This is a genomic window from Petralouisia sp. (assembly GCF_056822245.1).
In genome coordinates this window covers 1-24,695 of the sequence record NZ_JBQIOP010000045.1, presented here as the reverse complement: position 1 = coordinate 24,695, position 24,695 = coordinate 1, and the positions used below count along the sequence as shown (strand labels likewise).

The 24,695-nt window shown below is 44.8% G+C and carries 20 protein-coding genes; 11 read left to right on the top strand and 9 right to left on the bottom strand.

What is annotated here, in order from left to right:
* Positions 1-37: 37 nt before the first annotated feature.
* The 6 genes from ACTO17_RS15430 to ACTO17_RS15405 all read right to left on the bottom strand — a co-directional run bounded on the left by ACTO17_RS15430 (position 38) and on the right by ACTO17_RS15405 (position 7,168).
* On the bottom strand, positions 38-964 hold the full coding sequence (locus ACTO17_RS15430) for an SPFH domain-containing protein (protein WP_482558553.1): 927 nt from the start codon (positions 962-964) through the stop codon (positions 38-40).
* An 18-nt stretch (positions 965-982) separates the two neighbouring features.
* Positions 983-1,414: an NfeD family protein gene (locus ACTO17_RS15425; RefSeq protein WP_482558552.1), complete on the bottom strand. Its 432-nt coding sequence runs from the start codon at positions 1,412-1,414 to the stop codon at positions 983-985.
* Positions 1,415-1,697: 283 nt separating this feature from the next.
* Positions 1,698-4,550, bottom strand: coding sequence for an ABC transporter permease (locus ACTO17_RS15420; protein WP_482558551.1), 2,853 nt, complete (start codon positions 4,548-4,550; stop codon positions 1,698-1,700).
* Positions 4,547-5,230 (bottom strand): ABC transporter ATP-binding protein, encoded by a 684-nt coding sequence (locus ACTO17_RS15415; RefSeq protein ID WP_482558550.1) that lies wholly within the window; start codon positions 5,228-5,230, stop codon positions 4,547-4,549. The genes ACTO17_RS15420 and ACTO17_RS15415 overlap by 4 nt, the downstream gene beginning before the upstream one ends.
* A 117-nt stretch (positions 5,231-5,347) precedes the next feature.
* Positions 5,348-6,349, bottom strand: a complete 1,002-nt coding sequence (locus tag ACTO17_RS15410; protein WP_482558562.1) for a sensor histidine kinase — start codon at positions 6,347-6,349, stop codon at positions 5,348-5,350.
* A 141-nt stretch (positions 6,350-6,490) separates the two neighbouring features.
* Complete coding sequence (locus ACTO17_RS15405) at positions 6,491-7,168, bottom strand: response regulator transcription factor (RefSeq protein ID WP_482558549.1); 678 nt, start codon at positions 7,166-7,168, stop codon at positions 6,491-6,493.
* A gap of 81 nt (positions 7,169-7,249) precedes the next feature.
* Here ACTO17_RS15405 and ACTO17_RS15400 point away from each other — a divergent pair, with 81 nt between their 5' ends.
* A complete protein-coding gene (locus tag ACTO17_RS15400) occupies positions 7,250-8,191 on the top strand; it encodes an ROK family glucokinase (RefSeq protein ID WP_482558548.1) in 942 nt (313 codons plus the stop codon).
* Between the two features lie 213 nt (positions 8,192-8,404).
* Here the strand turns inward: ACTO17_RS15400 and ACTO17_RS15395 are convergent, their stop codons facing one another.
* Entirely contained in the window at positions 8,405-9,460 is a 1,056-nt protein-coding gene (locus ACTO17_RS15395) for an AraC family transcriptional regulator (RefSeq protein WP_172536363.1), read from the bottom strand.
* Between the two features lie 461 nt (positions 9,461-9,921).
* On the opposite strand from ACTO17_RS15395, the gene ACTO17_RS15390 reads away from it, so the two are divergent.
* From ACTO17_RS15390 to ACTO17_RS15380, 3 genes are read left to right on the top strand one after another with little or no spacing between them, the layout of a single operon-like run.
* Complete coding sequence (locus tag ACTO17_RS15390) at positions 9,922-11,292, top strand: MFS transporter (protein ID WP_482558547.1); 1,371 nt, start codon at positions 9,922-9,924, stop codon at positions 11,290-11,292.
* Positions 11,293-11,331: 39 nt separating this feature from the next.
* Positions 11,332-12,600 (top strand): MFS transporter, encoded by a 1,269-nt coding sequence (locus ACTO17_RS15385; protein WP_172535172.1) that lies wholly within the window; start codon positions 11,332-11,334, stop codon positions 12,598-12,600.
* Entirely contained in the window at positions 12,578-14,197 is a 1,620-nt protein-coding gene (locus ACTO17_RS15380; RefSeq protein ID WP_482558546.1) for an alpha-L-rhamnosidase-related protein, read from the top strand. Before ACTO17_RS15385 ends, ACTO17_RS15380 begins: the two co-directional genes overlap by 23 nt.
* 252 nt (positions 14,198-14,449) lie before the next feature.
* Here ACTO17_RS15380 and ACTO17_RS15375 read toward each other — a convergent pair whose 3' ends face one another.
* The gene (locus ACTO17_RS15375) at positions 14,450-16,231 is read right to left on the bottom strand and encodes an Ig-like domain-containing protein (protein WP_482558545.1); all 1,782 of its coding nucleotides are present in this window, start codon (positions 16,229-16,231) and stop codon (positions 14,450-14,452) included.
* A gap of 270 nt (positions 16,232-16,501) precedes the next feature.
* Between ACTO17_RS15375 and ACTO17_RS15370 the strand changes: the two genes are divergently transcribed.
* The 6 genes from ACTO17_RS15370 to pyk all read left to right on the top strand — a co-directional run bounded on the left by ACTO17_RS15370 (position 16,502) and on the right by pyk (position 23,254).
* On the top strand, positions 16,502-17,149 hold the full coding sequence (locus ACTO17_RS15370) for a DUF308 domain-containing protein (RefSeq protein ID WP_482558544.1): 648 nt from the start codon (positions 16,502-16,504) through the stop codon (positions 17,147-17,149).
* 129 nt (positions 17,150-17,278) lie between these two features.
* On the top strand, positions 17,279-19,441 hold the full coding sequence (gene nrdD, locus ACTO17_RS15365) for an anaerobic ribonucleoside-triphosphate reductase (RefSeq protein WP_172536039.1): 2,163 nt from the start codon (positions 17,279-17,281) through the stop codon (positions 19,439-19,441).
* A 31-nt stretch (positions 19,442-19,472) separates the two neighbouring features.
* Positions 19,473-20,000, top strand: coding sequence for an anaerobic ribonucleoside-triphosphate reductase activating protein (gene nrdG / locus ACTO17_RS15360; RefSeq protein WP_482558543.1), 528 nt, complete (start codon positions 19,473-19,475; stop codon positions 19,998-20,000).
* 135 nt (positions 20,001-20,135) lie between these two features.
* Positions 20,136-20,522, top strand: a complete 387-nt coding sequence (locus tag ACTO17_RS15355; protein WP_172536037.1) for a hypothetical protein — start codon at positions 20,136-20,138, stop codon at positions 20,520-20,522.
* 158 nt (positions 20,523-20,680) lie between these two features.
* Complete coding sequence (locus ACTO17_RS15350; protein WP_172536036.1) at positions 20,681-22,177, top strand: L,D-transpeptidase family protein; 1,497 nt, start codon at positions 20,681-20,683, stop codon at positions 22,175-22,177.
* A 51-nt stretch (positions 22,178-22,228) separates the two neighbouring features.
* Positions 22,229-23,254, top strand: coding sequence for a pyruvate kinase (gene pyk, locus ACTO17_RS15345; protein ID WP_482558542.1), 1,026 nt, complete (start codon positions 22,229-22,231; stop codon positions 23,252-23,254).
* Positions 23,255-23,346: 92 nt separating this feature from the next.
* Here pyk and ACTO17_RS15340 read toward each other — a convergent pair whose 3' ends face one another.
* Complete coding sequence (locus tag ACTO17_RS15340; protein ID WP_482558541.1) at positions 23,347-24,204, bottom strand: class I SAM-dependent methyltransferase; 858 nt, start codon at positions 24,202-24,204, stop codon at positions 23,347-23,349.
* Positions 24,205-24,400: 196 nt separating this feature from the next.
* On the opposite strand from ACTO17_RS15340, the gene ACTO17_RS15335 reads away from it, so the two are divergent.
* Entirely contained in the window at positions 24,401-24,613 is a 213-nt protein-coding gene (locus ACTO17_RS15335) for a putative holin-like toxin (protein ID WP_482558540.1), read from the top strand.
* Positions 24,614-24,695: the final 82 nt, after the last annotated feature.

The following is a 24,695-nucleotide window of genomic DNA, read 5'->3' as shown; positions in this document are numbered from 1 at the left end:
TTCGCTGTAGTACTACGGCCCGCTGCAAACAACATTCTTAACTTTCTTTTCCAATTTCCGTCAGAGATTTGGCCAGACCTGCAAGGCCCTGAATCTCAGAGGGAATAATAATTTTGGTTGCCTTGCCGTCCGCCGCCTTTTCAAAGGCTTCCAGACTCTTTAACTGAAGCACCGCATGATCCGGCGCGGCTTCTCTCAGGAACCGGAGGCCGTCTGCATTGGCTTTCTGAATCCGAAGAATCGCTTCTGCCTGGCCTTCTGCCTCCCGCATGGTGGCTTCCTTTTTCGCCTCTGCCCGGAGAATGGCCGCCTGTTTTTCTGCTTCTGCATCCAGAATCGCAGATTCTTTCTTACCCTCCGCCACCAGGACGGTTGCTGTTTTCTCGCCTTCTGCCTGGGTTACGGCTGCACGGCGTTCCCGCTCTGCCTTGGCCTGTTTTTCCATGGCGTCCTGAATCTGCTGAGGGGGAATGATGTTTTTCAGCTCTACCCGGTTCACCTTGATTCCCCAGGGGTCAGTGGCCACATCCAGGGAAGCACGCATCTTGGTATTGATTAGTTCTCTGGAAGTCAGCGTTTCATCCAGCTCCAGGTCGCCGATAATATTTCTGAGGGTTGTGGCCGTCAGATTTTCAATGGCCATAATGGGATTTTCCACCCCGTATGCAAAGAGCTTGGGATCGGTAATCTGAAAATAAACCACCGTATCAATCCGCATGGTAACATTGTCCTTGGTGATTACCGGCTGGGGCGCGAAATCCACCACCTGTTCTTTCAGCAATACTCGTTTTGCCACCCGGTCAATAAACGGAACCTTAAAGTGCAGCCCCACGCCCCAGGTGCCCTGGTATCCGCCCAGACGTTCAATGACAAGAGCATGGGCCTGAGGAACAATTTTCACACAGGACGCCACCAGAATCAGTCCGAAAATAATCAATAATAATACAATAATATATCCTAACATAGATTAGCCCTCCACAGCTTATAATTCTTTCTGTCTCACCAGAAGCTTCACACCGCTGATCTCCAGAATTTCCACCCGGGTTTCGGCAGGAATTACAGAATCATCTTTGGATCTTGCAGACCACTCCTGCCCGTCGACAGTAACCATTCCTGCAGCTTTCAGATTGTCAATTTCCTGCTGAACCACAGCCGTTTTTCCAATCAGGCTTTCCGCGTTGGTTTTCGTTCTGCCCTTATTAAAAAATTCTACCGCCAACGGTCTGGTAACGGCAAGCAGCACAACGGAAACTGTCACAAACAAAATGCTCTGCACCAACAGGTTTGCCCCCAGCAGACTGGCCGCAAATGAAGCCAGGGCCCCTCCTGCAAACCAGATGGTCGTAAGCCCCAGGGTAATAATTTCAATCACTGCCATCACAACAACTACAATTAACCAGAAAATACCATCCATAAATTCCCTCCTTTCGGGATACGGTTCCGGTTTCTGCGGCAAACGCCGCACTGTCTTATCTCTGCCGTAAATTTACTTCCTTCGGCATGGTGTTAGTTTACTATATTTTTACGCATATTACAATATTTAATGCCTGGAAGTTAAAGAAGCTGCCGCATTAAGAAAAATGATACAAGATATAGCTGGTTTGAAACATTCTTCTATACTATATCTTGTATATGTTTTGCTTAGTGCGACAGCCCCTTTGATATGGAGGTGGGCGATTCAGTTTGGCCGGGAATGTTTACACATTCTCATTTTTCAGTACGTCAATGGTATTTTCTTTCTTAATCTTATTCATAGAATACAGCATGGTCGCAAAAACCACAAGGAATACGCTGAATACTGCCGTTGCAATACTGTACCATGGAATATAGAAGCTGGCGTCAAGTCCGTTGGAAATGGTACGGTAAATCAGCAGGGTTACAAGAAAGGACACCGGAAGTCCGTAGAGCAGCCCTTTAACTCCATACAGCAGGCATTCAAAATTCATCATTTTCCGAAAACTCTCCGGCGTCAGGCCCACAGATTTCAGCATGGCAAATTCTCTTCGCCGCAGATTGATGTTGGTGGAAATGGTATTAAACACATTTGCCGCTGCAATCAGTGAAATCAGTGTAATAAATCCGAAAGCAAATACGTTCATCACCGTTACCAGGGCCCGTTCATTTTCCATATTGGCTGCATAGTCCATGATGCTGTCTGATGAAATTCCTTTGTCGTCCAGCAGTTTACGCATGGCCTCGTAGGTCTCAGTATGGTTTTCACACTTAAACAGCATGTACTTGGAGGCTTTTTCACTGAGGGGGATTCCGGAAATGTTATTGTATTCCCTGTCCCGGTCCAGAGAAGAAAAAATATCATCCATAAAACTGTAGGGGAAAAACAGCTGGGGGTTATCTTGTTCATTTGCAAATAATGGGGGAGCTTCTGTCAGAACCGTTCCGATGGTGATGGGAATGGTCTGGCAGCTTTCCTCCAACGGCTCCGGCATACTGGTATCAGTTTCATAATTGTAGTTCACACACTGAATTTCGCCGTTTTCGCTGTTGATTTCAAGATAACGGGACATATTTTCTTTAAAAAAGGTTATGTGCAGCTGCAGGTTCGCCTTCTTGATATCAGAAAACATGTGGTGGCTGTGATAGCGTCCATCGTAACCATACTGCCGCAGAGTGTCCACAGCCACAGCCGTGGGGCGCTCCCGGTTATAATAAATGGATTCCGGCAGGTTCTGTTCGTTTAAATACCGAAGGAACGCTTCATCCTCCAGAAAAACTATTTGAAAGTCTGAAAGGGAAGAGGCAAATTCTTTGTATTCATTTCCCTGGGCTTCGTTATACTCTTTCTGGTAATCCCGATATTCCCGGCTCAGGGAGGCAGTATCAACGGAACCTGTCAAATAGAGCTGTGTACTGTACACGCCTTCCGTTACGTTTTTGGTTTTCTGTAATTCGGAAAAAATAACGTCAGCCGGATAGCCGGCGTCATCTTCATGGTAAATATAATAAATGTCATAGTCAGCGTCGGAAATCACAGTATCTAAAGATTTCGTCAGATAGCTGCACCAGCTGCTTGCTGAAATAAACAGTGTAATGCTTAAAAACAAAGAAATTACGGTGGCACGGTATTTTTTCCGGTTGCGTTTGTAATTTTTGGCCGCAAGCATGCCTTCAAAGCCGAAAAATTTCTCTGCAAACCTTGAGATTTTCATTTTTCCCGGGCGGATGGAGATATCCTCTGTCTGCCGGATGGCGTCAATGGCTGATTTTTTCACTGCCCGCCGAACGGGAAGGTAGGCGGAAATCAGGATTGTCAGCAGGGAAATAAGAATAGCCAGGGCCAGGGCATAAAAGGAAGGATAAAGCCTCAGGGAAACCTGCTCCACAGGGCCCAGGGATAAAATCACCGGATCAATTCCGGAAAGTCCGGGGGAGCCGGGAATGCCGAGAACCTGGCCGATCATATCCTCTGTAAAAAAGAAAGTGACGCCGATGCCCAAAAGCCCGGATAAAATTCCCAGAGGAATGCCGATGCAGCCCAAAAATACAGCTTCAAACAATACGCTTCCGGTCAGCTGCCGTTTGGTGGCTCCGATGGAGGACAGCAGTCCGAATTGCCGGGTTCGTTCACTGACAGAAATAGAAAATGCATTGTAAATCAGCGAGATGGAACCGAACATGATAATGGCAATCAGGATAGCCCCAAGGCCGAATAAAACACTGTTGTATCTGCTTTCCCCGGAGTAGCCGTACAGCCGCAGCAGAGAGTAATTGAAGGAGGCGGTTAAGTATTCCGAGTTTTCAATTCCATCGTAAATTGTTTCAAGGGTGGGAATAGTGTTTTTTCCCGAAACCGTGCGGACATAAAGGTGGTACAGGCATTCGCTGTTATTTTCTCCGATGGTAAGGGCAGTGTAAGCGGGCGTGGAGTAATCTTCAAAGGACGGCCGCGCATAGAATCCGGTTACTGTGTAAGTTTTTGGTTCGCCGGGAATCAGTTTCTCTGAGGCGCCGGCATGACTGGGCTCATCTTCGTCATACCGTTTTGAATCATCGGAATCAGCGTTATTCAAATACGGTGTTTCATTGGTCAGCCGTTCGCCCTGATCATTTATACGGGTTCCGGGATTCAGCTTTAAAGTGTCGTTTAGCTCATATTCAATGCCGCCGTTGTAGGCCAGATGGTTGGGGAGCAGGATTTCGCTGCTGTTTTCCGGCATCCGTCCGCTGGTGATGTGAATGGGCATCAGTTGGGTGAAATCTTTTTGAATGCCATAGACGCCCAGATACGGCTTTGTCTCATTGGTGCAGCCTTTCGGTTCAGAATATCCCAGAAATTCCATAGATACGGCGGCGCTGATTTTATCGTTGGAGCGGATTTTTTCAGCATCTTCTGCGGAGAGGTTCTGGAATGTGCCGTACCAGCTTCCATCCGTATAGATGGCGGACTGTATCAGGCAGTGCCGCAGGGAGGAAAGGCTGATGGTGGTGGCGCTGAACATGGCGGCGGAAAGGATAATTCCCACAATGGTAACCAGTGTCCGCGTCTTGTTTTCTTTCAGGTTTTTTAAGGTGACTTTATGAAAAATATTCATGAGTGGATCACCTCATCTCTGATAATTTTACCGTCTTCCAAAGCAATGATCCGGTCGGCCTGAAGGGCAATATTTTCGTCATGGGTGATTACAAGCAAGGTCTGTTTGTAAGTTTTGTTGGAGTATTTTAACAGCTCTACAATTTCCTGGCTGTTTTTGGAGTCCAGGTTTCCGGTGGGCTCATCGGCCAGTACCACAGCAGGGGCGTTCATTAAAGCCCGGCCGATGGATACCCGCTGCTGCTGTCCGCCGGACAACTGGTTGGGCAGATGTCCTTCCCGGCCTTTGAGAGAAAGAATGTTTAAAAGTTCTTCCAGACGCTGCTGATTGACTTCCCGGCTGTCCATCAGAACCGGCAGGGTCATATTTTCTGTCACATTCAGTACGGGGATTAAGTTATAGAACTGATAAATCAGCCCCACCTGCCGGCGGCGGAATACTGCAAGCTGACTTTCATTCTGGGCATAGACATCCGTGCCTTCCATCCATACTTTGCCGGAAGTAGGCACATCCACGCCGCCCAAAACATGCAGCAGAGTAGATTTCCCGGAACCGGAAGGCCCGATGATGGCCAGAAATTCCCCTTTTTTTACAGAAAAAGAAATATCGTCCAATGCCTTGACCTGGTTTTCTCCGGAGCCGTAAATTTTTGTTAAGTGTTCTGCTTTTAAAATTTCCATATGCTTTGCTCCTTTTCGATAGGCAGGCGTCTGCCTGCGTTTGATTTAATTTTATTCTAACCAGGCAGAGTGACAAGGCAGTGACTTCTGTGTGACAAAATTGTCACGGAAGAGAATTCAGGGAGAATAAAATTTAATGGTAAACCTGGCTCCTCCCTCTGGCCGGTTCTCAGCTTTCAGCGTTCCGTTTTGCCTGGAAACCACCATCCGCGCCAGAGCCAGGCCGATGCCTACGCTTTGGGAGGAAGCATTTTTTCCCTTATAAAACCGTTCAAATAAATGGGGCAGATCTTCTCTGTCAAATCCGGGGCCGTTATCTTCAATGACAATTTCCGTGTAGATGGCGTTCTGTGAGAAAAATACCTGGATACAGCCGCCCGGGGGCGTATGCTCCATGCAGTTTTTCAGGATATTTAAAATTGCTTCCTGAGACCAGGCCTGATCTCCGGTAAATTCCACCCCGGATTCTTCCTGAATGGAAAAAGTCTGTTCCCGCAGCTCCATGGGAATCATCAAAGGTTCTGCAGCCTGCCGGATTAAGGCTCTGACATTTACCGGGGCCTGCTGAAAACACACAGTTCCGGCATCCATTTTGGACATTTTCAGCAGAGATTCCACCAGCCAGTCAATGCGGGAGAGAAGCTGCGCCAGCTCCTGCAGCAGTTTTTTCCGTTTTACAGAGGGCAGATCCGGCTCCATCAGCAGGGAGAGAATCAAATTGGAAGAAGTCAGAGGAGAGCGGATCTGATGGGAAATGTCCGCCATGGAATCTGCCAGGAACTTTTTGTCATCTGCCAGGGCTGCAGCCTGTTCACTGAGCTTGAGCGTCATCTTAGACAGTTCATTTTCCAGAATGGACAATTCCCCCTCCCGGTATTTCTCAAACTGAACCGGAATCTGACTGTGGAGCATATGGTCAATTTCCCGGGCAAGCTGCGCAAGCCTCCGGTATCTGCGCCAGGTGATCCAGTAATGAGAACCAATAAATAAAAAAGAAAAAACAATTATCAGAATTACGGCCCGGGAAGGAAAGCAAAATCCCAGCAACACAGCCCCGAAAAATAAAGAAAAATGCCAGACCAGACTTAGCCTGATCTCAGGATTGCGGAAAAATTTCATCACGTTAAAGGTTCCTTTCTATTACTCCGGAGTAATAAGTCTCAGTTAACAGTTGGTTTGCCAAAATGCTGTCCGGTTTGTGTGGGAAAGGGCAATCCGGCAGTTTCGTCCGTTTCCAAACTCAAAAACTGCACCCCACTGCTATTCCCCCATCTTATACCCCATCCCCCGTATCGTCTTAATCAGCACAGGATTCTGGGGATCTTCCTCAATCTTTTCCCTTAACCGCTTGATATATACCGTCAGGGTATTGTCATTGACAAATTCTCCTGCCATATCCCAGAGGGCGTCTAAGAGCTGAGAGCGGGACAGCACAATATTCTTATTGTTCATAAAATACAGAAGAAGCCGGTATTCCAGCGCAGACAGCAGAAGCTCCCGGCCGTCTCTGGACACGGTTCCCCGGTTTACATCTACAGTAATGTTCTGGTATTCCAGTACCGTGTTCGCTTTGCCGTAGCGGCGCAGAATGTTGTGAATCCGGGAAATAAGCTCCCTTGGGCGGAAAGGTTTGGCAATGTAGTCGTCGGCGCCCAGATCCAGGCCGGTGACTACGCTGTATTCATCGCCTGAGGCCGTCAGGAAAATAACCGGAAGGCTGGTGGTGGATTTCACTGCGCGGCAGATGGCAAATCCGTTGCCTTCCGCCAGGGAAACATCCAACAGCATTAAATCAAAGGCAGCGGGCGAGTCCGCTAAGAGCGCAAGGGCTTTTGTCTGTCCGTCCACGGATGTGATGGCGAAGCCCTCCTTCTGCAGAAATTCTGTTAAGTTGGTGACGATGCTTTTGTCGTCTTCTACCAATAAAATGTGGGTCATAAGATATTTTCTCCGTTTGTTTTATTGCATTTGTCTACTTAATATAGTATAACTATAATATAAAATCAATGGAGGTTCAACATGAAAAAATATGGCTTCGGCGTAGATATCGGAGGCACCACCTGCAAGATCGGCCTGTTTGAAACGTCAGGGAATCTTGCAGAGAAATGGGAAATTCCCACTGATACCAGGGAAGAAGGAAAAAATATCCTTTCGGATGTGGCGGCTTCCTTACATAGCAAGATGGCAGAGCGTAAGATTGGAAAAGAAGAAGTGGAAGGAATCGGCATTGGCATTCCCGGGCCGGTGCAGCCCGACGGCAGCGTGCCTATCTGTGTAAATCTGGGGTGGAAAGATAAAAATATTCCCCAGGAAATGGGCGGACTGATGGAAGGGATTCAGGTAAAAGCAGGAAATGACGCCAATGTGGCGGCTCTTGGTGAAATGTGGCAGGGCGGCGGCAAAGGCTGCAGGAGCATCGTCATGGTAACCCTTGGAACAGGCGTTGGCGGCGGCATTATTGTGGATGAAAAGATTGTGTCCGGCGCTCACGGCGCAGGCGGGGAGATTGGGCATATTACCGTGAATCCCCATGAAAACATTCCCTGCAACTGCGGCAGAAAGGGATGTCTGGAGCAGTATTGTTCCGCAACAGGAATTGTCCGTTTGGCCAAAGAGGCATTGGAGCAGGAGCATGAGACGTCTGCTTTGGATCACGCAGGTGAAATTTCCGCCAAGAAAGTATTTGATGCATATAAGAATAAGGACAAGCTGGCAGAACAGATTGTGGAGAAATTTGCCCGCATTCTTGGAAGAGGGCTGAGCAATATCGCCTGTGTGGCAGACCCGGAGGTGTTTGTCATCGGCGGCGGCGTTTCCAGGGCAGGAGAGGTTCTGATTGAGGCATTGAGCCGGTATTTCAGGGAATCAGTCTTTCCTTCCTGTAAAGACACCAGATTTGCACTGGCGTCTCTCGGAAATGACGCGGGAATGTATGGCTGCGTGAAGCTGATTCTGGAGTAGAAGCAATCTGGAAAAGTGTCTGCCGCAGGTATTGTAAATGGTTGGAACAGGAAAGCCTGAGATGTAAAACAGGCTTTTGGTTCCAATCTTTTTTACTTAGAGACAGCACGTGAGCCATGACTTCCTTTTTTGCAGGGGCGAGGTTATTATGTAGTGGTTAAAACGATGGCCCTGCAAAGGAGTAATTACAGAAAACAGGAATACTTTCAATTCTTATAAAGTTCGATTTTTATTTCTTCTATATTCAGATGGGCTTAGATGAAACTCTTTTTTAAAGCTTCTGATAAAAGATTCCGGATTTGCATATCCAACAGTTTCACTGATCTGGGTAATCGTATAATTGCTGCTTAGAAGCAGATGTTCTGCTCTTCGCAGGCGGAAAGTCCGTTTCCAGTCATTAAAGCCCACACCGGTTGAAGATTTGATAAGGCGGGAACAATAGGACACCGAAAAATTAAAATGTTCTGCTACATCAGCAAGGGTAACATCCTTTAAGTGTTCCTGCATATAGTTCATAATTAAAAAATCATCCGGTGCAGACGTATGTTGTGAAACAGAAGTCTCAAGTGTGTCAGAGTATCTGCGCATAAGATAAGCAAATAACATAGTAAGAATTCCTACCAGAAACTGATCGGTATAATTATCAGGGGTTATCCATTCTTCACACATTTCCAGAAATTTATTTTTTATAAACGAATCGCTCCCAGAATGAAAAGCTATATATTGAAATTGATTGGATTCATATAAACCGCTGGAAAAAAACTCACTTAAAAGGTCGTTTCCGTAGATTAAAGGTGAAAACATATGTTGAAATGTGCTGCGCCGTAATAAAATATTGATAACGAGGCTGTTATCGTCAAATACTTCCATTGTGTGAAAGGTATTCGGAGAAATAAATATAAAATCCCCTTCATGAAACTGATGTGTATCAAGTCCGATTGCTTGTACGCATCGGCCGGCAAGAACATAAACGATTTCAAAAAATATATGTTTATGCAAAAAGGCAGGGGTGTAGCGGTTGTGTTTGCTGAAAAATACGCTTTGCGGAGTATTTTTGTCAAAATATTCCTGGTCATCCATGATATGCGGGATTAACTCAGGAGATATTTCAGGAACAATAAGACGACGTCTTTTAATATCATCTGCATTAATTCCAGATAAGAATTTTTTTAGATTTGAAAGGTTATGTCTAGCCTCAAAATATTCCTTGTAAAACTTTTCATCATTTTTCATTTCAGATAATTTTTCTAAAATAGATGCTTCAAACATTGATTTTTCTCCCAATTTTGTTGTGCAAAATGTACAAATATTTGATTTTAAGTATTTAAAATAAAGATAGGAAAATAGACTTTTTTTGCTATTACTGCAATTGTATAAAAATGTATGGACGGAATGAGCGAATCAAGTGATTTTTTTGTGTCTGCATTTGATAAATTGTATATGTTTTATAAGCGAATCATAGTATTTTGGAAAATTTCAATCATAAATACAGTCATGACAGAACATATGCTCTTTAATCTGTTTTAAAAAAGGGCCATATAAGCAATTTTGTGTTCTACATTTTTATTTTATTAGCATGACAAAAAATGTCAATAGAATAAGGCTATTTTCCCAATTAAAACTTTATACAATATATCATATAATGTTAATAACACATGGGAAATGAAAAAGTAATGACCGGTCAAATTTTGTTTCTGATGTCAGGAAGAGTACCTAGAGGAGGAATGGAAATGAGTAATGCCTTAGTTTCTAATAAGTCAATGGCAGGAGCATTGTATAAACAACGATTTGGGTATGGACTTGGCGATTTTGCATGTAACTTAATATGGCAGGTCATTAGTTTGTACTTATTGTATTTTTATACAGATATTATGAAACTGGATGCAAAGGCAATTGCAGCGATGTTTATCATATGCAGGGTAATTGATGGTATCACAGATCTGTTAGTTGGGTTTGCCATAGATAAGACCCGTACCCGTTGGGGGAAGAGCAGGCCGTGGTTTTTGTTTGGCGCCGCTCCATTTGCGTTGGCGGCATTTTTAGCATTTAGCGTTCCGGATATATCCCCGGATGGAAAGTTGCTTTATGCATATGTAACATATATCTTCTTATCATTTATGTATACAGTGGTAAATATCCCGCTGGCTTCTATCCTGCCAGCGCTTACGGATGATATGAATGAGCGTACCGTGCTTGCAACATGGAGAAAGTTTTTAGCATTCTTGGGTTCAACGATTGTTTCAGCTACAGCGCTTACGATGGTAGAACTTATTGGACATGGAAATGAAGGTCTTGGTTTTAGAATGGTAATGGGAATATTTGGAGTTGTCGGCTGTATATGCTTTTTTCTTACATTTGCATTAGTAAGAGAAACCAATCTGCAGGAAAGTGCGAAATCTGCAACACTAAAAGAAACAATCGTATCATTGGTACATAATACGCCCTGGAAATTATTTGCAGTTAATATTCTATTTCAATGGACAGGATATTTTATCCAGTCAAGCGCGCTGGTATATTATTACAAATATTATATAGGAAGCACGGGCTTATCGTCACTTGTTGCGACGATTATGACAATGGTTCCTATGGCAGCTAACTTAACAGTTCCATTTTTGGCAAAACGTCTGGGTAAAAGAAATTTGTATTCCGCTGCAGCGGGAGTACAGTTCGTTGGATTAGCGATAATACTTGCAGCAAACATGAATACGGCCGGGATTGTCTGCGGCGCATTTATTACAGCGCTTGGATATGGAATAAAAGAGAGTATCTATTTCTCTATGCAGGCAGATCCGGTGGATTATGGTGAATGGAAAACAGGAGTTCAGGCAGCAGGTACACTGTCGTCTGTAAATGGGTTCTTAGGAAAGATCGCACAGGCAGCGGCAGGCGGGATATCTGGTCTTTTGCTGTCATGGGGAAAGTATAATTCTGATGCAGCTGTGCAGACGGCAGAAGCATTGACTGCGATTAAGGCAATGTATATTTACATTCCATTGATATTGCTGATTTGTTCTCTGGTTACGATGTCTTTCTATAAATTGGATAAACAGTTTCCAGAGATTCAGGCAGATTTGGAAACAAGACGTGTATCAGAAAAATGAACTATGAAAGAAATAATATGAGAAAAGAGGTACAGATTTATGAGTCAGGATAAAAGTGTAAAAAAATATGCTCCGCTTGTAGGGGCAGCCGGTATTGGATCAATGCTGGGTTCTGGTATTATTATTGGTCTTTCTGCTACGATTACAGTATGGCAGGCTGGCTTGGGCTTGACAGAGGGACAAGTGGGAATTCTTTCTGGAGCATTGACATTCGCAATAGCAGCAGGATCTCTTCTCGCAGGAACAATCAGCAAGGGTATGGGGTTGATTCGTGCATTTAATTCATTAAATATTCTTTATGCGGCGGGAGCTTTGATATGTGTATTGTCAGGAAATTTTCCAATGCTGCTGGCGGGATTGGTTTTGGCAGGTTTTGCGTCAGGTGCGGATCTTCCAATTAGTCTGACGGTCATTTCCCATGATGCACCAGACGAGCGTACGTCAGCCGGCATGGTGTCTTCAACACAGATTTTTTGGCAGATAGGTGTGTTTGCATCTTATATTATGGCGTTTATTGTATCTACTGTAGAAGGTGATTTAGGAGCAAGAATTGTATTTGGCCTTCTGGGTGGAATTGCAGCAGCAGCATTTTTGTGGAGAACATTTTCCCCTAAATTTAAGGAATTTCATGAAGCAGGCAATCGTTATCGCGCAGCGGAAAGCTCTTCTGGAAGTGGGGAAGAAGTATCTTTTACAAAGATTTTAACCAATGGAAAAGAAAAGAGCAAATTTACAAAATTATTCCTTTGCATTATTATCTTTTATGTATGCTGGAATTTGCTTGCAAATACATTTGGTCAATTCCAAACTTACATTTTGGTTAAGGCGAATGCATCGCAGTCAGTTGCAACGGGAACAGGGATTGCACTTAATGTATTAGGATTATTTTTAGTTGCATTATTTGCCTCGGCTGCAGGAAGTAAAAACCGTAACAAATTCTTCTTTGTCGGTATTGTGATTCAAGCGGGCGCTATGCTTGGCATAGCGCTTGGCGGGGGAACTTTATTTATGATTATTGCAATGATTGCCTGTTATAATATTGGAAATCAGTTTGCAGGAGAAGCAATTTATAAGGTGTGGACGCAGGAATCTTTTCCATCAGATGCACGTGCGTCTATGCAGGGATTTATCAATGGATTTTCAAGATTTTGTTGTGGATTATTTGCGCTGATTACGCCATGGCTGGTTGCAGGACAACGTATCCAGATGACGATGTTCGGATTTGCTGGCATTGTTCTTGTCAGTGCAGTGGCAGGCACAATTATGATCCGGCTTCAGAAGAAATATGGAATCGGGCAGATGGAATAGAAAAAATGATATAAGGAAGGAGAGAAAAATTATGGCTATTACAAATAGTATGGAAAATTTTGAAATGATCGTAAATGATGACTTTATTAAAAAAGCGGATGCATTGATACCGGAATTGATTAAAACAGAAATTACGCCAGAACAGATTGTAACAATCGAACCAGACGGGGACAATTATAAAGCAGTATTTAAGTCTGATATTGAAGAACTCAAGAATATTGAGATGGGAAGGGATGACAAGGTAATACTAGACTTTGGAAACCATAATGTTGGGTATGTGAAATTTAATATTACTTCAGCGGGAAGTCCGCCAGATGCACCAGCTTACATACGTATCAAATTTGGTGAAATACCTGTAGAAATAGTGGAGAACTCTGGCGAATATAGCGGTGATATCGGGAAGGGCTGGATTCAGGAAGAATTTCTGCACATTGATATTTTGCCGACAGTAATTGAAATGCCAAGAAGATACGCATTCCGCTATATGGAAATAAAAGTAATCGATACTTCCTCTAAATATAGAGTGGTATTAGAAAAGGTTTCATGTACTTCTGTAACTTCTGCTGATATGTCAAAGGTAACAGCGCTTCCAGCGTTTGATGAGGATTTGTCTAAGATGGACAGAGTCGCACTAAGGACTATGCAGGGATGTATGCAGAAAGGATTTGAAGATGGCCCAAAGAGAGACAGGCGTCTTTGGATTGGTGATTTGAGACTTCAGGCTCAGACAAATTATGTAACCTTCCACAATAATGATCTGGTAAAGCATGATCTATATCTTTACGCTGGACTTACAATGAATGAAGGTCGTGTAGGGGCATGCCTGTTCACAGAACCCAAATATCAGGTAGATGATACGGCGCTATTCGATTATTCCTTATTCTTTGTATCAATTCTGTATGATTATTATATGGAAACAAAGGATGAGGAAACCAGAAAAGACCTTACAGCTACAGCATATCGTCAGATTGAACTGGCAGTGAGAGAGCTGGATGATGAAGGTATCGTGAAAGATAAGGAAACTTGGTGGTGCTTCATTGACTGGGCAGATGGTCTTAATAAACAGGCAGGAGCACAAGGGATTCTGGTTTATGCCCTTCGTCATGGGATTAAACTTGCAGAATTCGATCAGAATGAAGAGAAAGCAAAAGAGTATACGGGATATCTGGAGAAGGCAATAGCAGGGGCTATGAAACTCTGGGATGCCGAAAAAGGATTCTTTGTCAGCGGAAGTGAAAAGCAGATTTCCTGGGCATCCCAGGTATGGATGGTATTGGCTGATGTGTTTGGAGATAAGGCGAAAAACGCACAGCTGTTAGAGCACACGATTGTAATTGATCCAAAGATTCGTATGGTAACGCCATATATGTATCATCATTTCATTGAAGCGCTTGTACAAAACAACCGCAAGGAAGTTGCGCTTAGTTTTATGCGTGCATATTGGGGCGAGATGGTGAAAGACGGGGCGGATACGTTCTGGGAACTGTATGATCCAGCAGATAAAAATGTTGCGCCTTACGGTTCAAAAATGGTAAACAGCTACTGTCATGCATGGAGTTGTTCCCCATCCTATATTATCCGTAAATATTTGATTTAGTTTGGCAATACGGCTGTGTAAATGAAAAGGGGCTGTCGCATTAAGAAGTGAACATACAAGATATAATATTTTGTAGATGGAAATTATATCATATCTTGTAATTGTCTTTCTTAATGCGTCAGCCCCCCTTTTTCATGAAAGCGCTTAATTTTCAGCCATAATTAATACGCTATCCGATCCCAAAATAAACTGTTGCTTTGCCTGTTCTATCCATTACGGCGTTAAAATTTCTAATCAATGGAACTGCTTTCTCTATTTTTTGAGAGGTCTTGCAATCATTGTAATATGGCTTTCCTTATAATAAGGCCGCAGCGGTTTTTCCAACCGGTAGCCGTCTCCGTAATACATGGAAACATGGTAAATATTCCGGTATCTGCCGTTGCTTCCCCGGCGCATCCGGTAGAAAATCAAATCTCCGGGCAGAAGCTTGGAGGCGTCAAGCCCTTTATAGGAAATGACTTTGCCGGTTCTTTCCAGATGAGCTGCCATGGAAGCGGCCGTCGGCGCCCAGGAGGGAGTTCCACCCAGTAATTTGGAATCGCGCCCGTAAGCCCGGAATACCAGGGAGCTGCAGTCGTAATATCCGGAGGACATACGCCTTCCCTGGCTGTAAGAAGAACTGTACATAATCTTGTAGCCGGTTTTGCATGCCTGCAGCGCGCGTTTGGAGACAACCTCCACATGGAAGGTAAAGGTTACTCCGTCTGCTTTTATGATAATATCTGTGCGGCCTGCAGAACGTCCGGTAATCCTGCCGGACTTGTCCACTTTTGCCACAGAACTTTTCTTGGATTTGTATGTAATTTTGCTTTTGGAGGACACACCCGCCAGAGGAACCTTTATTTTCTTTCCAACAGACATCAGTTTGGAGGTGGAGGTTAACTGAGGGTTCGTCACAATTAACTGATGCTTAATGGTTTTGCCGTCTACTTCAGCAATAATGGTTGTCTTTCCGGCCGTAGAGCCTGCAGTTACAGTGCCGTCCTGATCAATGGAGGCCAGGGAGGACTTTTTCACTTTCCACTTAACGGTACTGAAAGCATTTGTGCCGGTGAGCTTGATTTTCTGTTTTTTCCCAAGTGACAGTACGGTACTGGAAGATTTAATCTCCGGATCTGAGATACGCACTGTGGTGGGAAAATCCGAAGAAGTACCGTCGGAATAATTAACAGTTGCCGTAATCTGGGCGGTTCCCGGCTGTTTGCCTGTGACAACGCCGCTGGTGGGGCCGACACTGGCAATCTGGGGATTGGAAGAAGTCCAGGAGGTATTGGTAATGGAAGAATCCGGCTTCTCAATGTTTTCCAGAGTGAAGGCTTTGGTGGTTTCCACTGCCATGGCAACCTGCTGCTGATCGATGCCCTTCTCTAACACCTGAACGGTACAGGTGCCTTTACTGGTTATTTTCTGATTATTTTCCCGGGAAGTGCAGACAGCTTCTAAAGTTACAGTGCCGGGATTTTCTGCAGTAATTTTGCATTTATTTCCGGTACTGGTGATGTCAACCACTTCGGAGGAGGGATCTGCCAGCCGGAAGGAAACAGAATCTTCCTTTGAAACATTGCTCAGGTAGAGGGTTGTACTGTCTCCCAGAATAAGAATCTGAGATTCCCGGTTCAGTCTGTGGGGATTTTTCCGGACAGTTACTTTGCAGGAAGCCTTGATGCCGGGCCGGGAAGCCGTGATGGTGGCTGTTCCGGGGGTCTTGCCGGTGACGGTTCCGTTCTGGTCTACCGATGCAATTTTTGTTTTGGATGATTTCCAGGTAACTTTACCGGAAGATTTGCCGGACGCCTTAAGGCGGTATGTATTTTCTGTATAAATGGTAACAGAAGTTTTATTTAATTTCAGGGAAGTTGGCTTTGCTGCCTTGCGATCAGATGTAAGTGTCAGGGATTGTGTGCCGCTGAGAGACGAAGTGTCTGCGGTAACAGCTTCCGAAGCGGAAACTAAAGGAGCAGCCGTTGAAGTAAAAGGCGTCTCCATAAAAAGCAGACAGCTCAGCGCAAGTGCGAAAAATTTCTGAGATTTCATTTGTAACATGCCTCCTGTATGGTAAAAAATTGCTGTTTGAGTTCGAGATTATTTCCGATTAATATAATAATCCCTTTTTTCATGAGTTTCAAGATTTTTGAGAAAAAAATTTAAAAAAATTGTAATAAATTTGATATAATAATAACATAAATTGTCCCAAAAAGAATCAGGAAAATTATGGAGATGAAGGATAAGATGTGGTATGATATGCCATAACAGAAATTGTTTTCATAAAAGATATAATTTTACGGAATGATAGGAGTGTGTGAAATGGACGAGAAAAAGAAAAATCTGTTCAGCACAATGGTGGTGTCAGCGGCTGCGGTAATTTTTATTGCAGTGGCTGCTCTGATACTTTTTGTGCCCCGGATAGAGGTGAAAGACATCTGCTATTTTATCTGCGGATTTGTGGTTGTATTGGGAATTTACATGATTGTCCGCTATTTTATGTCCGCGGGCTATGAACGTCTGAACGAATACGGGTTCTCGGAAGGCGTGCTGTTTGTGCTGCTGGGTATTTGCGGGTTAGTCAGTGCAGAACGGATTGCAGCTTCTTTTTTAACGGCGCTGGGACTGCTGCTGCTTTTGTCGGGGGTCATTAAACTGCAATACGCCCTGGACTTAAAATGTATGGACGATCCGGCGTGGGCAGGATTTTTCGCTGTTACCGTTTTATTGCTGGGCTGCAGTGTATCCGTGATACTGAAGCCCTTTGAAGATATGAAATTTTTCCAGAATTACACGGCGTGTATTTTACTGGTGGACGGAATTGTGGAAATCGTCAATATCCTGTACCTGAATTACAGAACCAAGGCTTACCGCCAGAGAGCGGAAAAGAATCAGGATCTTCCGGAAATCCATGAATTGGAACAGGAAGAAAATGTCTCAGAACAGGCAGATGAGGAACATAATATCTGACAACTACACGACAAATTACTGTATTTTTCATCTTGCTTTTTTATGCTGATGATCATATAATGGGAGAGCACATGTAGTGCCGGGGGTAAGTAAAAATACTATATTTAGTTGTTTTTGGAGGATTTGGGAATGAAAATCATCAAGAGAAGCGGGAAAGAAACAGGGTTTGACGCCAGCAAAATTATCGACGCGGTGAATAAGGCAAACAGAGAAGTGACAGAGGGTGACAGGCTGACCAAAGAGCAGGTGGAAGCGATTGCAAAGCAGATTTCCGGCTTTTGTGAAACCATGGAGCGGATTTACAATGTGGAAGAGATCCAGGACATGGTGGAAAATGAGATTATGGCATACAAGGCATATGAGGTTGCCAGAAAATATATTACCTACCGTTACAAACGCGCCCTGGTGCGCAAATCCAATTCCACAGATCAACAGATTTTAAGTTTAATTGAATGTAACAATGAAGAAATCAAACAGGAGAATTCCAATAAGAATCCTGTGGTAAACAGCGTGCAGCGGGATTACATGGCCGGAGAGGTCAGCAAGGATATTACAAGGCGGTTTCTGCTTCCGGAAAAGATAGTGCGGGCTCATGAGGACGGCGTAATTCATTTTCACGATTCCGACTATTTTGCCCAGCATATGCATAATTGCTGTCTGGTGAATCTGGAGGACATGCTGCAGAACGGCACAGTAATCAGCGAAACCATGATTGAACGGCCCAAAAGTTTCTCCACGGCATGCAATATTGCCACCCAGGCCATTGCTCAGATCGCCAGCTCCCAGTACGGCGGCCAGAGCATTACGCTGTCCCATCTGGCGCCTTTTGTGGACGTCAGCCGGCGGAAGCTGCGGAAAATGGTGCAGCGGGAATTTCAGGCGGCCCGCCTGCCGTTAGAGGAAGCAAAAATCAACGAAGTGGCGGAAATGCGTGTCAAAGAAGAGATCCGCCGGGGCGTTCAGATGATACAATATCAGGTGATTACCCTGATGACCACCAACGGACAGGCGCCTTTTGTTACGGTGTTCATGTATCTGAACGAGGTGGAAGAGGGGAGAACCAGAGACGACCTGGCACTGGTGATTAAAGAAATGCTTCTGCAGCGGATGCAGGGGGTGAAAAATGAAAAAGGCGTGTATATTACGCCGGCATTTCCCAAATTGATTTATGTTTTGGAAGAAAGTAATATCCGGGAAGGCGCCCCTTACTGGGAGCTGACCCGGTTAGCGGCAAAATGCACGGCAAAACGCATGGTTCCGGATTATATTTCCGAAAAAGTCATGAAGGAAAATAAACAGGGCAACTGCTATCCCTGTATGGGCTGCCGTTCTTTTCTGACAGTTTATCACGATGAACAGGGAAAACCGAAATTTTACGGGCGGTTCAACCAGGGTGTGGTGACGTTGAATTTAGTGGACGCAGCATGTTCTTCCGGGAAAGATATGGACAAATTCTGGGAAATTTTAGAGGAACGGATGGAATTGTGCCAAGAAGCGCTGATGCTCCGCCACAACCGGCTGAAAGGAACTCCCTCGGATGTGGCGCCCATTCTGTGGCAGTACGGAGCCCTGGCAAGGCTGAAAAAGGGAGAGCCCATTGACAGGCTGCTGTACGGCGGATATTCCACCATATCCCTGGGCTACGCAGGGCTCTGCGAATGCACCAGATATATGACCGGGAAATCCCATACTGATCCAAAAGCCACGCCCTTTGCCCTGGAAGTGATGGAACGGCTGAATCAGGCATGCAAAAAATGGGAACAGGAAACCAATATTGCATTCAGTCTTTATGGAACGCCTTTGGAGTCCACCACCTATAAATTTGCAAAATGTCTGCAGCGGCGGTTTGGAATGATAGAGGGAGTGACCGATAAAAATTATATCACCAACAGTTATCACATTCATGTGACAGAAGAAATAGACGCGTTCAGTAAATTAACTTTTGAAGCCCAGTTCCAGAAATTATCTCCCGGCGGCGCGGTAAGCTATGTGGAAGTGCCGGATATGCAGGGAAATCTGAATGCGGTACTGACGGTTATACAGCATATTTACGATAATATCATGTATGGGGAACTGAATACCAAAAGCGATTACTGTCAGGTATGCGGATATGAAGGAGAAATTAAAATCGTATCGGACACCGACGGAAAATTAGTGTGGGAATGTCCCAATTGCCAGAATCAGGACGAGGATAAAATGAATGTTGCCCGAAGAACCTGCGGTTACATCGGCACACAGTTCTGGAATCAGGGAAGGACCCAGGAAATTCAGGAGCGGGTGCTGCATCTGTAGATTCCTAATTATAATGCAGAGGTGAACGGTTATGAATTACGGTGAAATTAAGAAAACAGATATCGCCAATGGCGAAGGTGTGCGTGTTTCCCTGTTTGTCTCCGGCTGCAGCCATCACTGCCCCGGATGCTTTAACAGAGAAACCTGGGACTTTGCATTTGGAAATGAGTTCACCCAAAAGACAGAACAGGAGCTTCTGGAGATGCTGAAACCATCCTATATTGCAGGGCTGTCGCTGCTTGGCGGAGAACCTATGGAACCGGAAAACCAAAGGGCGCTGCTTCCGTTTCTTTGCCGGGTCAAAGAAGCCTATCCCCATAAGACGATCTGGTGCTACAGCGGATATCTTTTTGACAGGGATCTGCAGGGACAGGGCAGAGCCGTGTGCGAGGTTACAGAAGAAGTTCTTTCTTTACTGGATGTTTTGGTGGACGGAGAGTTCATGCAGGAGAAGAAAAACATTTCCCTGCGTTTTCGCGGTTCAGAAAACCAGAGAATCATTGATGTAAAGAAAAGCCTGGAAAGCGGGAAAATCATACAGCTTTCAGAATTTTCCTGAAACGCGCATATGCGTTCCGGAAAGAAAAATTCCAGTTTATCGGAGCATTTATTAGGAAAATTTTAAGATAATTTTAATAAAAGATGAAAGACAGAAAAGTACAGAACAGATAAAATAGAGGAAAGTCAATTAACTATGGAGTATAACGAGATACAAAAGAAGAATCATTACTTTAAAGTTGTTTTAGTCAGAATCAGCACAGATGAATATATCATTCTGAAAGGCCCTCAGGAAGAAAAACTCCTGGCCGAAATCCTGCAGGATGATTATAATTCCACAAGATACGAGAAGATGCTGCAGCTGTTGGCCGATGAGGTCGTTCAGAAGGATTATCGGGAAACATTTTTTAAGGTATTTTCAATGGAAAATATGATAAAACAATTCGAGGAGGGGAAAACCATGGTAGAATATTCCTATATCCGGAATGTAGGCAGCGAAAAGAAAATGGTAAACACCCGAGTATACCCCCGCCTAAAACAAAACAATAAACTAGAAGAATTAATGATATATGTCTTGTCATGAGGAGGGACCCAAACCGGCCGAAAAGTATACAGCGATCGAAGCAGAAAACGGGCCGGTTTGGGAGGAGACCTGATGACTGTCGAGGAGGGACCCAAACCGGCCGAAAAGTATACAGCGTTCGAAGCACCCCCTGAAACACGCCGAAAGGAGGAATACATATGCGGGAAAAATTAGCGCGCAGAAGAAAACGGAGAATTATCATAGGAAGCATCACAGGCGTTATCCTGCTGTTGGCAGCCGTTTATTTCGGCATGGTGTTCTATTTCAGCAGCCATTTTTTCTTCCGAACCAGAATCAATGGATGGAAAGTAGGGGGAATGAGCCTGGAAAAAGCCGAAGGAAAAGTAGGAGAAGGCGTAGAAGATTATCTTCTGACTGTGTATGACAGAAAAGGAGAAAAACATCATATTTACGGTGAGGATATTGAGTGTGAATATGTGCCGGATGGCTCTGTGGAGAAGCTGCTGAAGGCCCAAGAGCCCATTCGCTGGATTCTGGCAATCTTTGAGCCGGTAAAAGATGAAGTTCCGGTTACCATGAACTATAAAGAAGAATTAATCTCAAACGCAGTGTCAAGAATGGATTGTTTTCAGAAAGAAAATATCGTTGAACCGGAAAATGCGGAAATCAAACTGGGAGACAGCGGGTATTATATTGAACCGGAAGAAATGGGAACCCATATGGTGTTTGAAAGCGTCCTGGCAAAAGTGAAACAGGCGGTTTCCGCCGGAGATTCTGAAGTAAGCCTGACAGATGAAGATTACGTAAATCCGGAATATACCAGTGAAAGCGACCTGGTGACAGAAACTATGGATCGGATCAATCGATATGAGAATGCAGAAATCACCTATGATATCAAGGATTATGAAGAAAAGCTGACCAAAGAGCAGATCCGCGGATTTATTCAGTTGGGGGATAATTACAGTGTTTCCCTGAAAACAGACGAAATTGAAAAATATGTGCAGAATCTTGCAAGCACTTATAATACATACGCAGATGTCCGTTCCTTTAAAACTTCTTCCGGCGATACTGTGGAAATCGGCGGCGGAGATTACGGCTGGATTCTCAATAAACCAGGAGAAGCGGAACAGATTATAGCTGATCTGGAAGCCGGTGAGCCGGTAAGCCGGGAACCGGTTTATTCTCAGCGTCCCTTTGTAGAAGGAAAAGACGATATCGGAAATACTTATATTGAAATTGATTACACCAAGCAGCATCTCTGGTATTATGAAAACGGAAGCCTGGTGGTGGAAACAGATGTGGTGACAGGCAATATCAGCCGGGACAACGGTTCTCCCGACGGAGTGTTCAAAATTGTCTATAAAGAGAGCCCCGCTGTGCTGAAAGGGGAGGACTATGAATCAGATGTTACCTATTTCATGCCTTTTGCCTATAATGTGGGAATTCACGATGCGTCCTGGCGGAATGGGAAGTTCGGCGGTGAAATCTATAAAAGCAGCGGCTCCCATGGCTGCATCAATGCGCCTTTAGAGGTGGCTACCATACTGTATGAAAAAGTAAAAGTGGGAACTCCGGTGATTGCCTTTTATCGGGAAGAGGTGGAATTGACCGCAGAGAATGCCAAGATTTCCAATGCTTTTTCTTATGTAGATCCGGAAAAGGAAAAAGAAGAGCCTGGGGAGGAAATTCCGTAATCTTACTCCGGCGGTTAAATTTTATTCAGCATACGAAAGGGAACAGGAAAAATGGGAAATACAGAGATTTACGGAACCATCGGACCTGCCTGTGCAAATCAGCAAATACTGACTGAAATGTTTCGTCTGGGAATGACAGGAATTCGTCTGAACCTGTCCCATATGGAATTGGAAGAAAGCCGGGAATGGACAGAAATGATAAGAGCTGCCGCCAGTGCAGCCGGTGTCTGCTCCCGGCTGTTAATTGATTTATGCGGGCCGGAACTTCGGATTGGAGCATTTAAACAGCCGGTTAAGCTGCAGGAAGAAGCACAGGTGTGCCTGCGGGGCGAGAATGATCAGCGGCAGCCGCTTAGGAATGAAAAGGAAATTCCGGTGCCGGAGCTGATTTTTGAGTATTTGCAGCCGGGCCAGGAGGTTCTGTTAGACGATGGAAAAATTCAGCTTGAAATCACAGGAATTTCAGGGAAAACTGCTTCCAGCAGGATTATCCGCGGCGGCATTCTGCAGTCAAAAAAGAGCATCGCCCTGCCGGGTGTTCGGATGCATTTGCCGGTTTTGACAGAGAGCGACCGGAAGAATATCCGTAACGCAAAGTTTCATGGGGTGACCGGAGTGATGCAGCCTTTTGTGCGCAGTGCCGGGGATTTGAAGGAATTAAAAAAAGAACTGGAACGGGCAGAAGCTACGGATTTGGAGATATTTGCCAAGATAGAAAACCTGGAAGGCGCAGAGCATTTGGAAGAACTGATGCCTTATGCGGATCAGATTGTAATTGCCAGAGGAGATTTGGGCAACAGCATGCCGCTGTGGGAGCTTCCGGCTGTGCAGGAAGAAATTGCGGCAGCATGCGCCGAAGCCCAAAAGCCTTTTATGGTGGTCACCCAAATGTTAGCCTCCATGGAAAAAAATCCTGTTCCCACACGGGCGGAAGTATCTGATATTTTCCGCGCCGTACAGGAGGGAGCCGCCAGTGTAATGATAACCGGTGAAACTGCTGCCGGCAGCCATCCTGCAGAAGCAGTCCGCTATCTGGTTAATACCGTACGGGCAGCAGAGAAGTATTTACAGAAATGAGAAAAACATTTTACGCTCCCCGGCGGTTTAATATTGCAGCAGATGGAGGTTTGGCACGTAAGATACCGCGATATTGAGCCGCCGGAGTAATATTATGCTTCCCAGCGCCCGCTTGCGCCGCAGGGAAGAATCAATCCATTAGAAGAAACGGGAAGCCCGATTTCCTGGGCCTCTATAATTCCGCCGAATTGTTTCAGTTCTGTGCCGAGCATATAGGCAAGCACTGCCGGCTGCAGGCCGGTGGTATAAGAGTTAATCAAAAAGAACAGAGGCTGATTCGAAAGAAGCCTGGTGCATAACTTTACCAGCGGATATACAGCGTCCTCAATTTTCCAAATCTCTCCCTTGGGGCCTCTTCCATAAGAGGGCGGGTCCATGATAATGGCGTCATAGCGGTTATTCCGCCTTAATTCACGTTCTGCAAATTTTACACAGTCGTCTACAATCCACCGGATAGGCGCATCCGAGAGCCCGGAGGCAGCGGCATTTTCCTTTGCCCAGGTAACCATTCCCTTCGAAGCGTCCACATGGGTAACACTGGCTCCCGCGGCAGCAGCGGCAACAGTAGCCCCTCCGGTATAGGCAAACAAATTCAGCGCTTTTATGGGCCGGTGCGCATGCTTGATTTTTTCACGGAACCAGTCCCAATTGACAGCCTGCTCCGGAAACAGGCCGGTATGCTTGAAATTAAACGGCTTTAAATGAAATGTCAGATCTTTATAATGCAAATCCCATTGCTTTGGCAAGTCGAAAAATTCCCATTCTCCGCCGCCTTTTTTGCTGCGGTGATAATGGGCGTTTGGCTGCTTCCATCCGGGGTTAGTTCTGGGAGTGTCCCAGATGACCTGGGGGTCCGGCCGAATCAGAAGGTATTTACCCCAACGCTCCAGTTTTTCTCCCTTAGAACAATCTATTACTTCATATTCTTTCCATTTATCTGCAATCCACATGTGCTGACGTCCTTTCCCTGTGTGTTCGTTTTGTCCCATTGTAGCACAGCGAAGGGAGGAAGAAAAGAAAAATCTTTAAGCAGAAAATTATCATCATAAGGGATTGATGTGGTAGCTGGAATTTAATCTGTAAACAATGTAGATTATTGTTGAATTGAGTGGGAAAAATGATAATCTGTTTTTGCATGGTAATACCATGCAGGAAAGCGCCCATGACAGGGTGGCAGTCTCACGAACTTACATAGCCGGTCAGCCGGTGAGAAGAAGGGAGGTGCGTAACATGACAGCTTATGAAATCATTTCGATTTTCATTGGAATATTAGCATTGCTGATATCCTTTGGCAGTTTGGTTGTTGCGTTTCTTGCCTTTCTCGATAAGAGGAACAAGAAGAAATCGGGTAGGAGGTAGATAATTATTTTATCTACCGACCTCCCACACCACCGTACGTACGGTTCCGTATACGGCGGTTCCTTAGTTTTCACATACTTTC

Coding starts and splice junctions, on each gene's coding strand:
- ACTO17_RS15410 (WP_482558562.1), bottom strand. CDS start 6,349: ATGAAATTTTTCCGCAATCCTGAGATCAGGCTAAGTCTGGTCTGGCAT.
- ACTO17_RS15375 (WP_482558545.1), bottom strand. CDS start 16,231: ATGAAATCTCAGAAATTTTTCGCACTTGCGCTGAGCTGTCTGCTTTTT.
- ACTO17_RS15340 (WP_482558541.1), bottom strand. CDS start 24,204: ATGTGGATTGCAGATAAATGGAAAGAATATGAAGTAATAGATTGTTCT.
- nrdD (WP_172536039.1), top strand. CDS start 17,279: ATGAAAATCATCAAGAGAAGCGGGAAAGAAACAGGGTTTGACGCCAGC.
- ACTO17_RS15335 (WP_482558540.1), top strand. CDS start 24,401: ATGCAGGAAAGCGCCCATGACAGGGTGGCAGTCTCACGAACTTACATA.
- ACTO17_RS15395 (WP_172536363.1), bottom strand. CDS start 9,460: ATGTTTGAAGCATCTATTTTAGAAAAATTATCTGAAATGAAAAATGAT.
- ACTO17_RS15420 (WP_482558551.1), bottom strand. CDS start 4,550: ATGAATATTTTTCATAAAGTCACCTTAAAAAACCTGAAAGAAAACAAG.
- ACTO17_RS15355 (WP_172536037.1), top strand. CDS start 20,136: ATGGAGTATAACGAGATACAAAAGAAGAATCATTACTTTAAAGTTGTT.
- pyk (WP_482558542.1), top strand. CDS start 22,229: ATGGGAAATACAGAGATTTACGGAACCATCGGACCTGCCTGTGCAAAT.
- ACTO17_RS15425 (WP_482558552.1), bottom strand. CDS start 1,414: ATGGATGGTATTTTCTGGTTAATTGTAGTTGTTGTGATGGCAGTGATT.
- ACTO17_RS15390 (WP_482558547.1), top strand. CDS start 9,922: ATGAGTAATGCCTTAGTTTCTAATAAGTCAATGGCAGGAGCATTGTAT.
- ACTO17_RS15415 (WP_482558550.1), bottom strand. CDS start 5,230: ATGGAAATTTTAAAAGCAGAACACTTAACAAAAATTTACGGCTCCGGA.
- ACTO17_RS15370 (WP_482558544.1), top strand. CDS start 16,502: ATGGACGAGAAAAAGAAAAATCTGTTCAGCACAATGGTGGTGTCAGCG.
- ACTO17_RS15380 (WP_482558546.1), top strand. CDS start 12,578: ATGGAATCGGGCAGATGGAATAGAAAAAATGATATAAGGAAGGAGAGA.
- ACTO17_RS15385 (WP_172535172.1), top strand. CDS start 11,332: ATGAGTCAGGATAAAAGTGTAAAAAAATATGCTCCGCTTGTAGGGGCA.
- ACTO17_RS15430 (WP_482558553.1), bottom strand. CDS start 964: ATGTTAGGATATATTATTGTATTATTATTGATTATTTTCGGACTGATT.
- nrdG (WP_482558543.1), top strand. CDS start 19,473: ATGAATTACGGTGAAATTAAGAAAACAGATATCGCCAATGGCGAAGGT.
- ACTO17_RS15350 (WP_172536036.1), top strand. CDS start 20,681: ATGCGGGAAAAATTAGCGCGCAGAAGAAAACGGAGAATTATCATAGGA.
- ACTO17_RS15400 (WP_482558548.1), top strand. CDS start 7,250: ATGAAAAAATATGGCTTCGGCGTAGATATCGGAGGCACCACCTGCAAG.
- ACTO17_RS15405 (WP_482558549.1), bottom strand. CDS start 7,168: ATGACCCACATTTTATTGGTAGAAGACGACAAAAGCATCGTCACCAAC.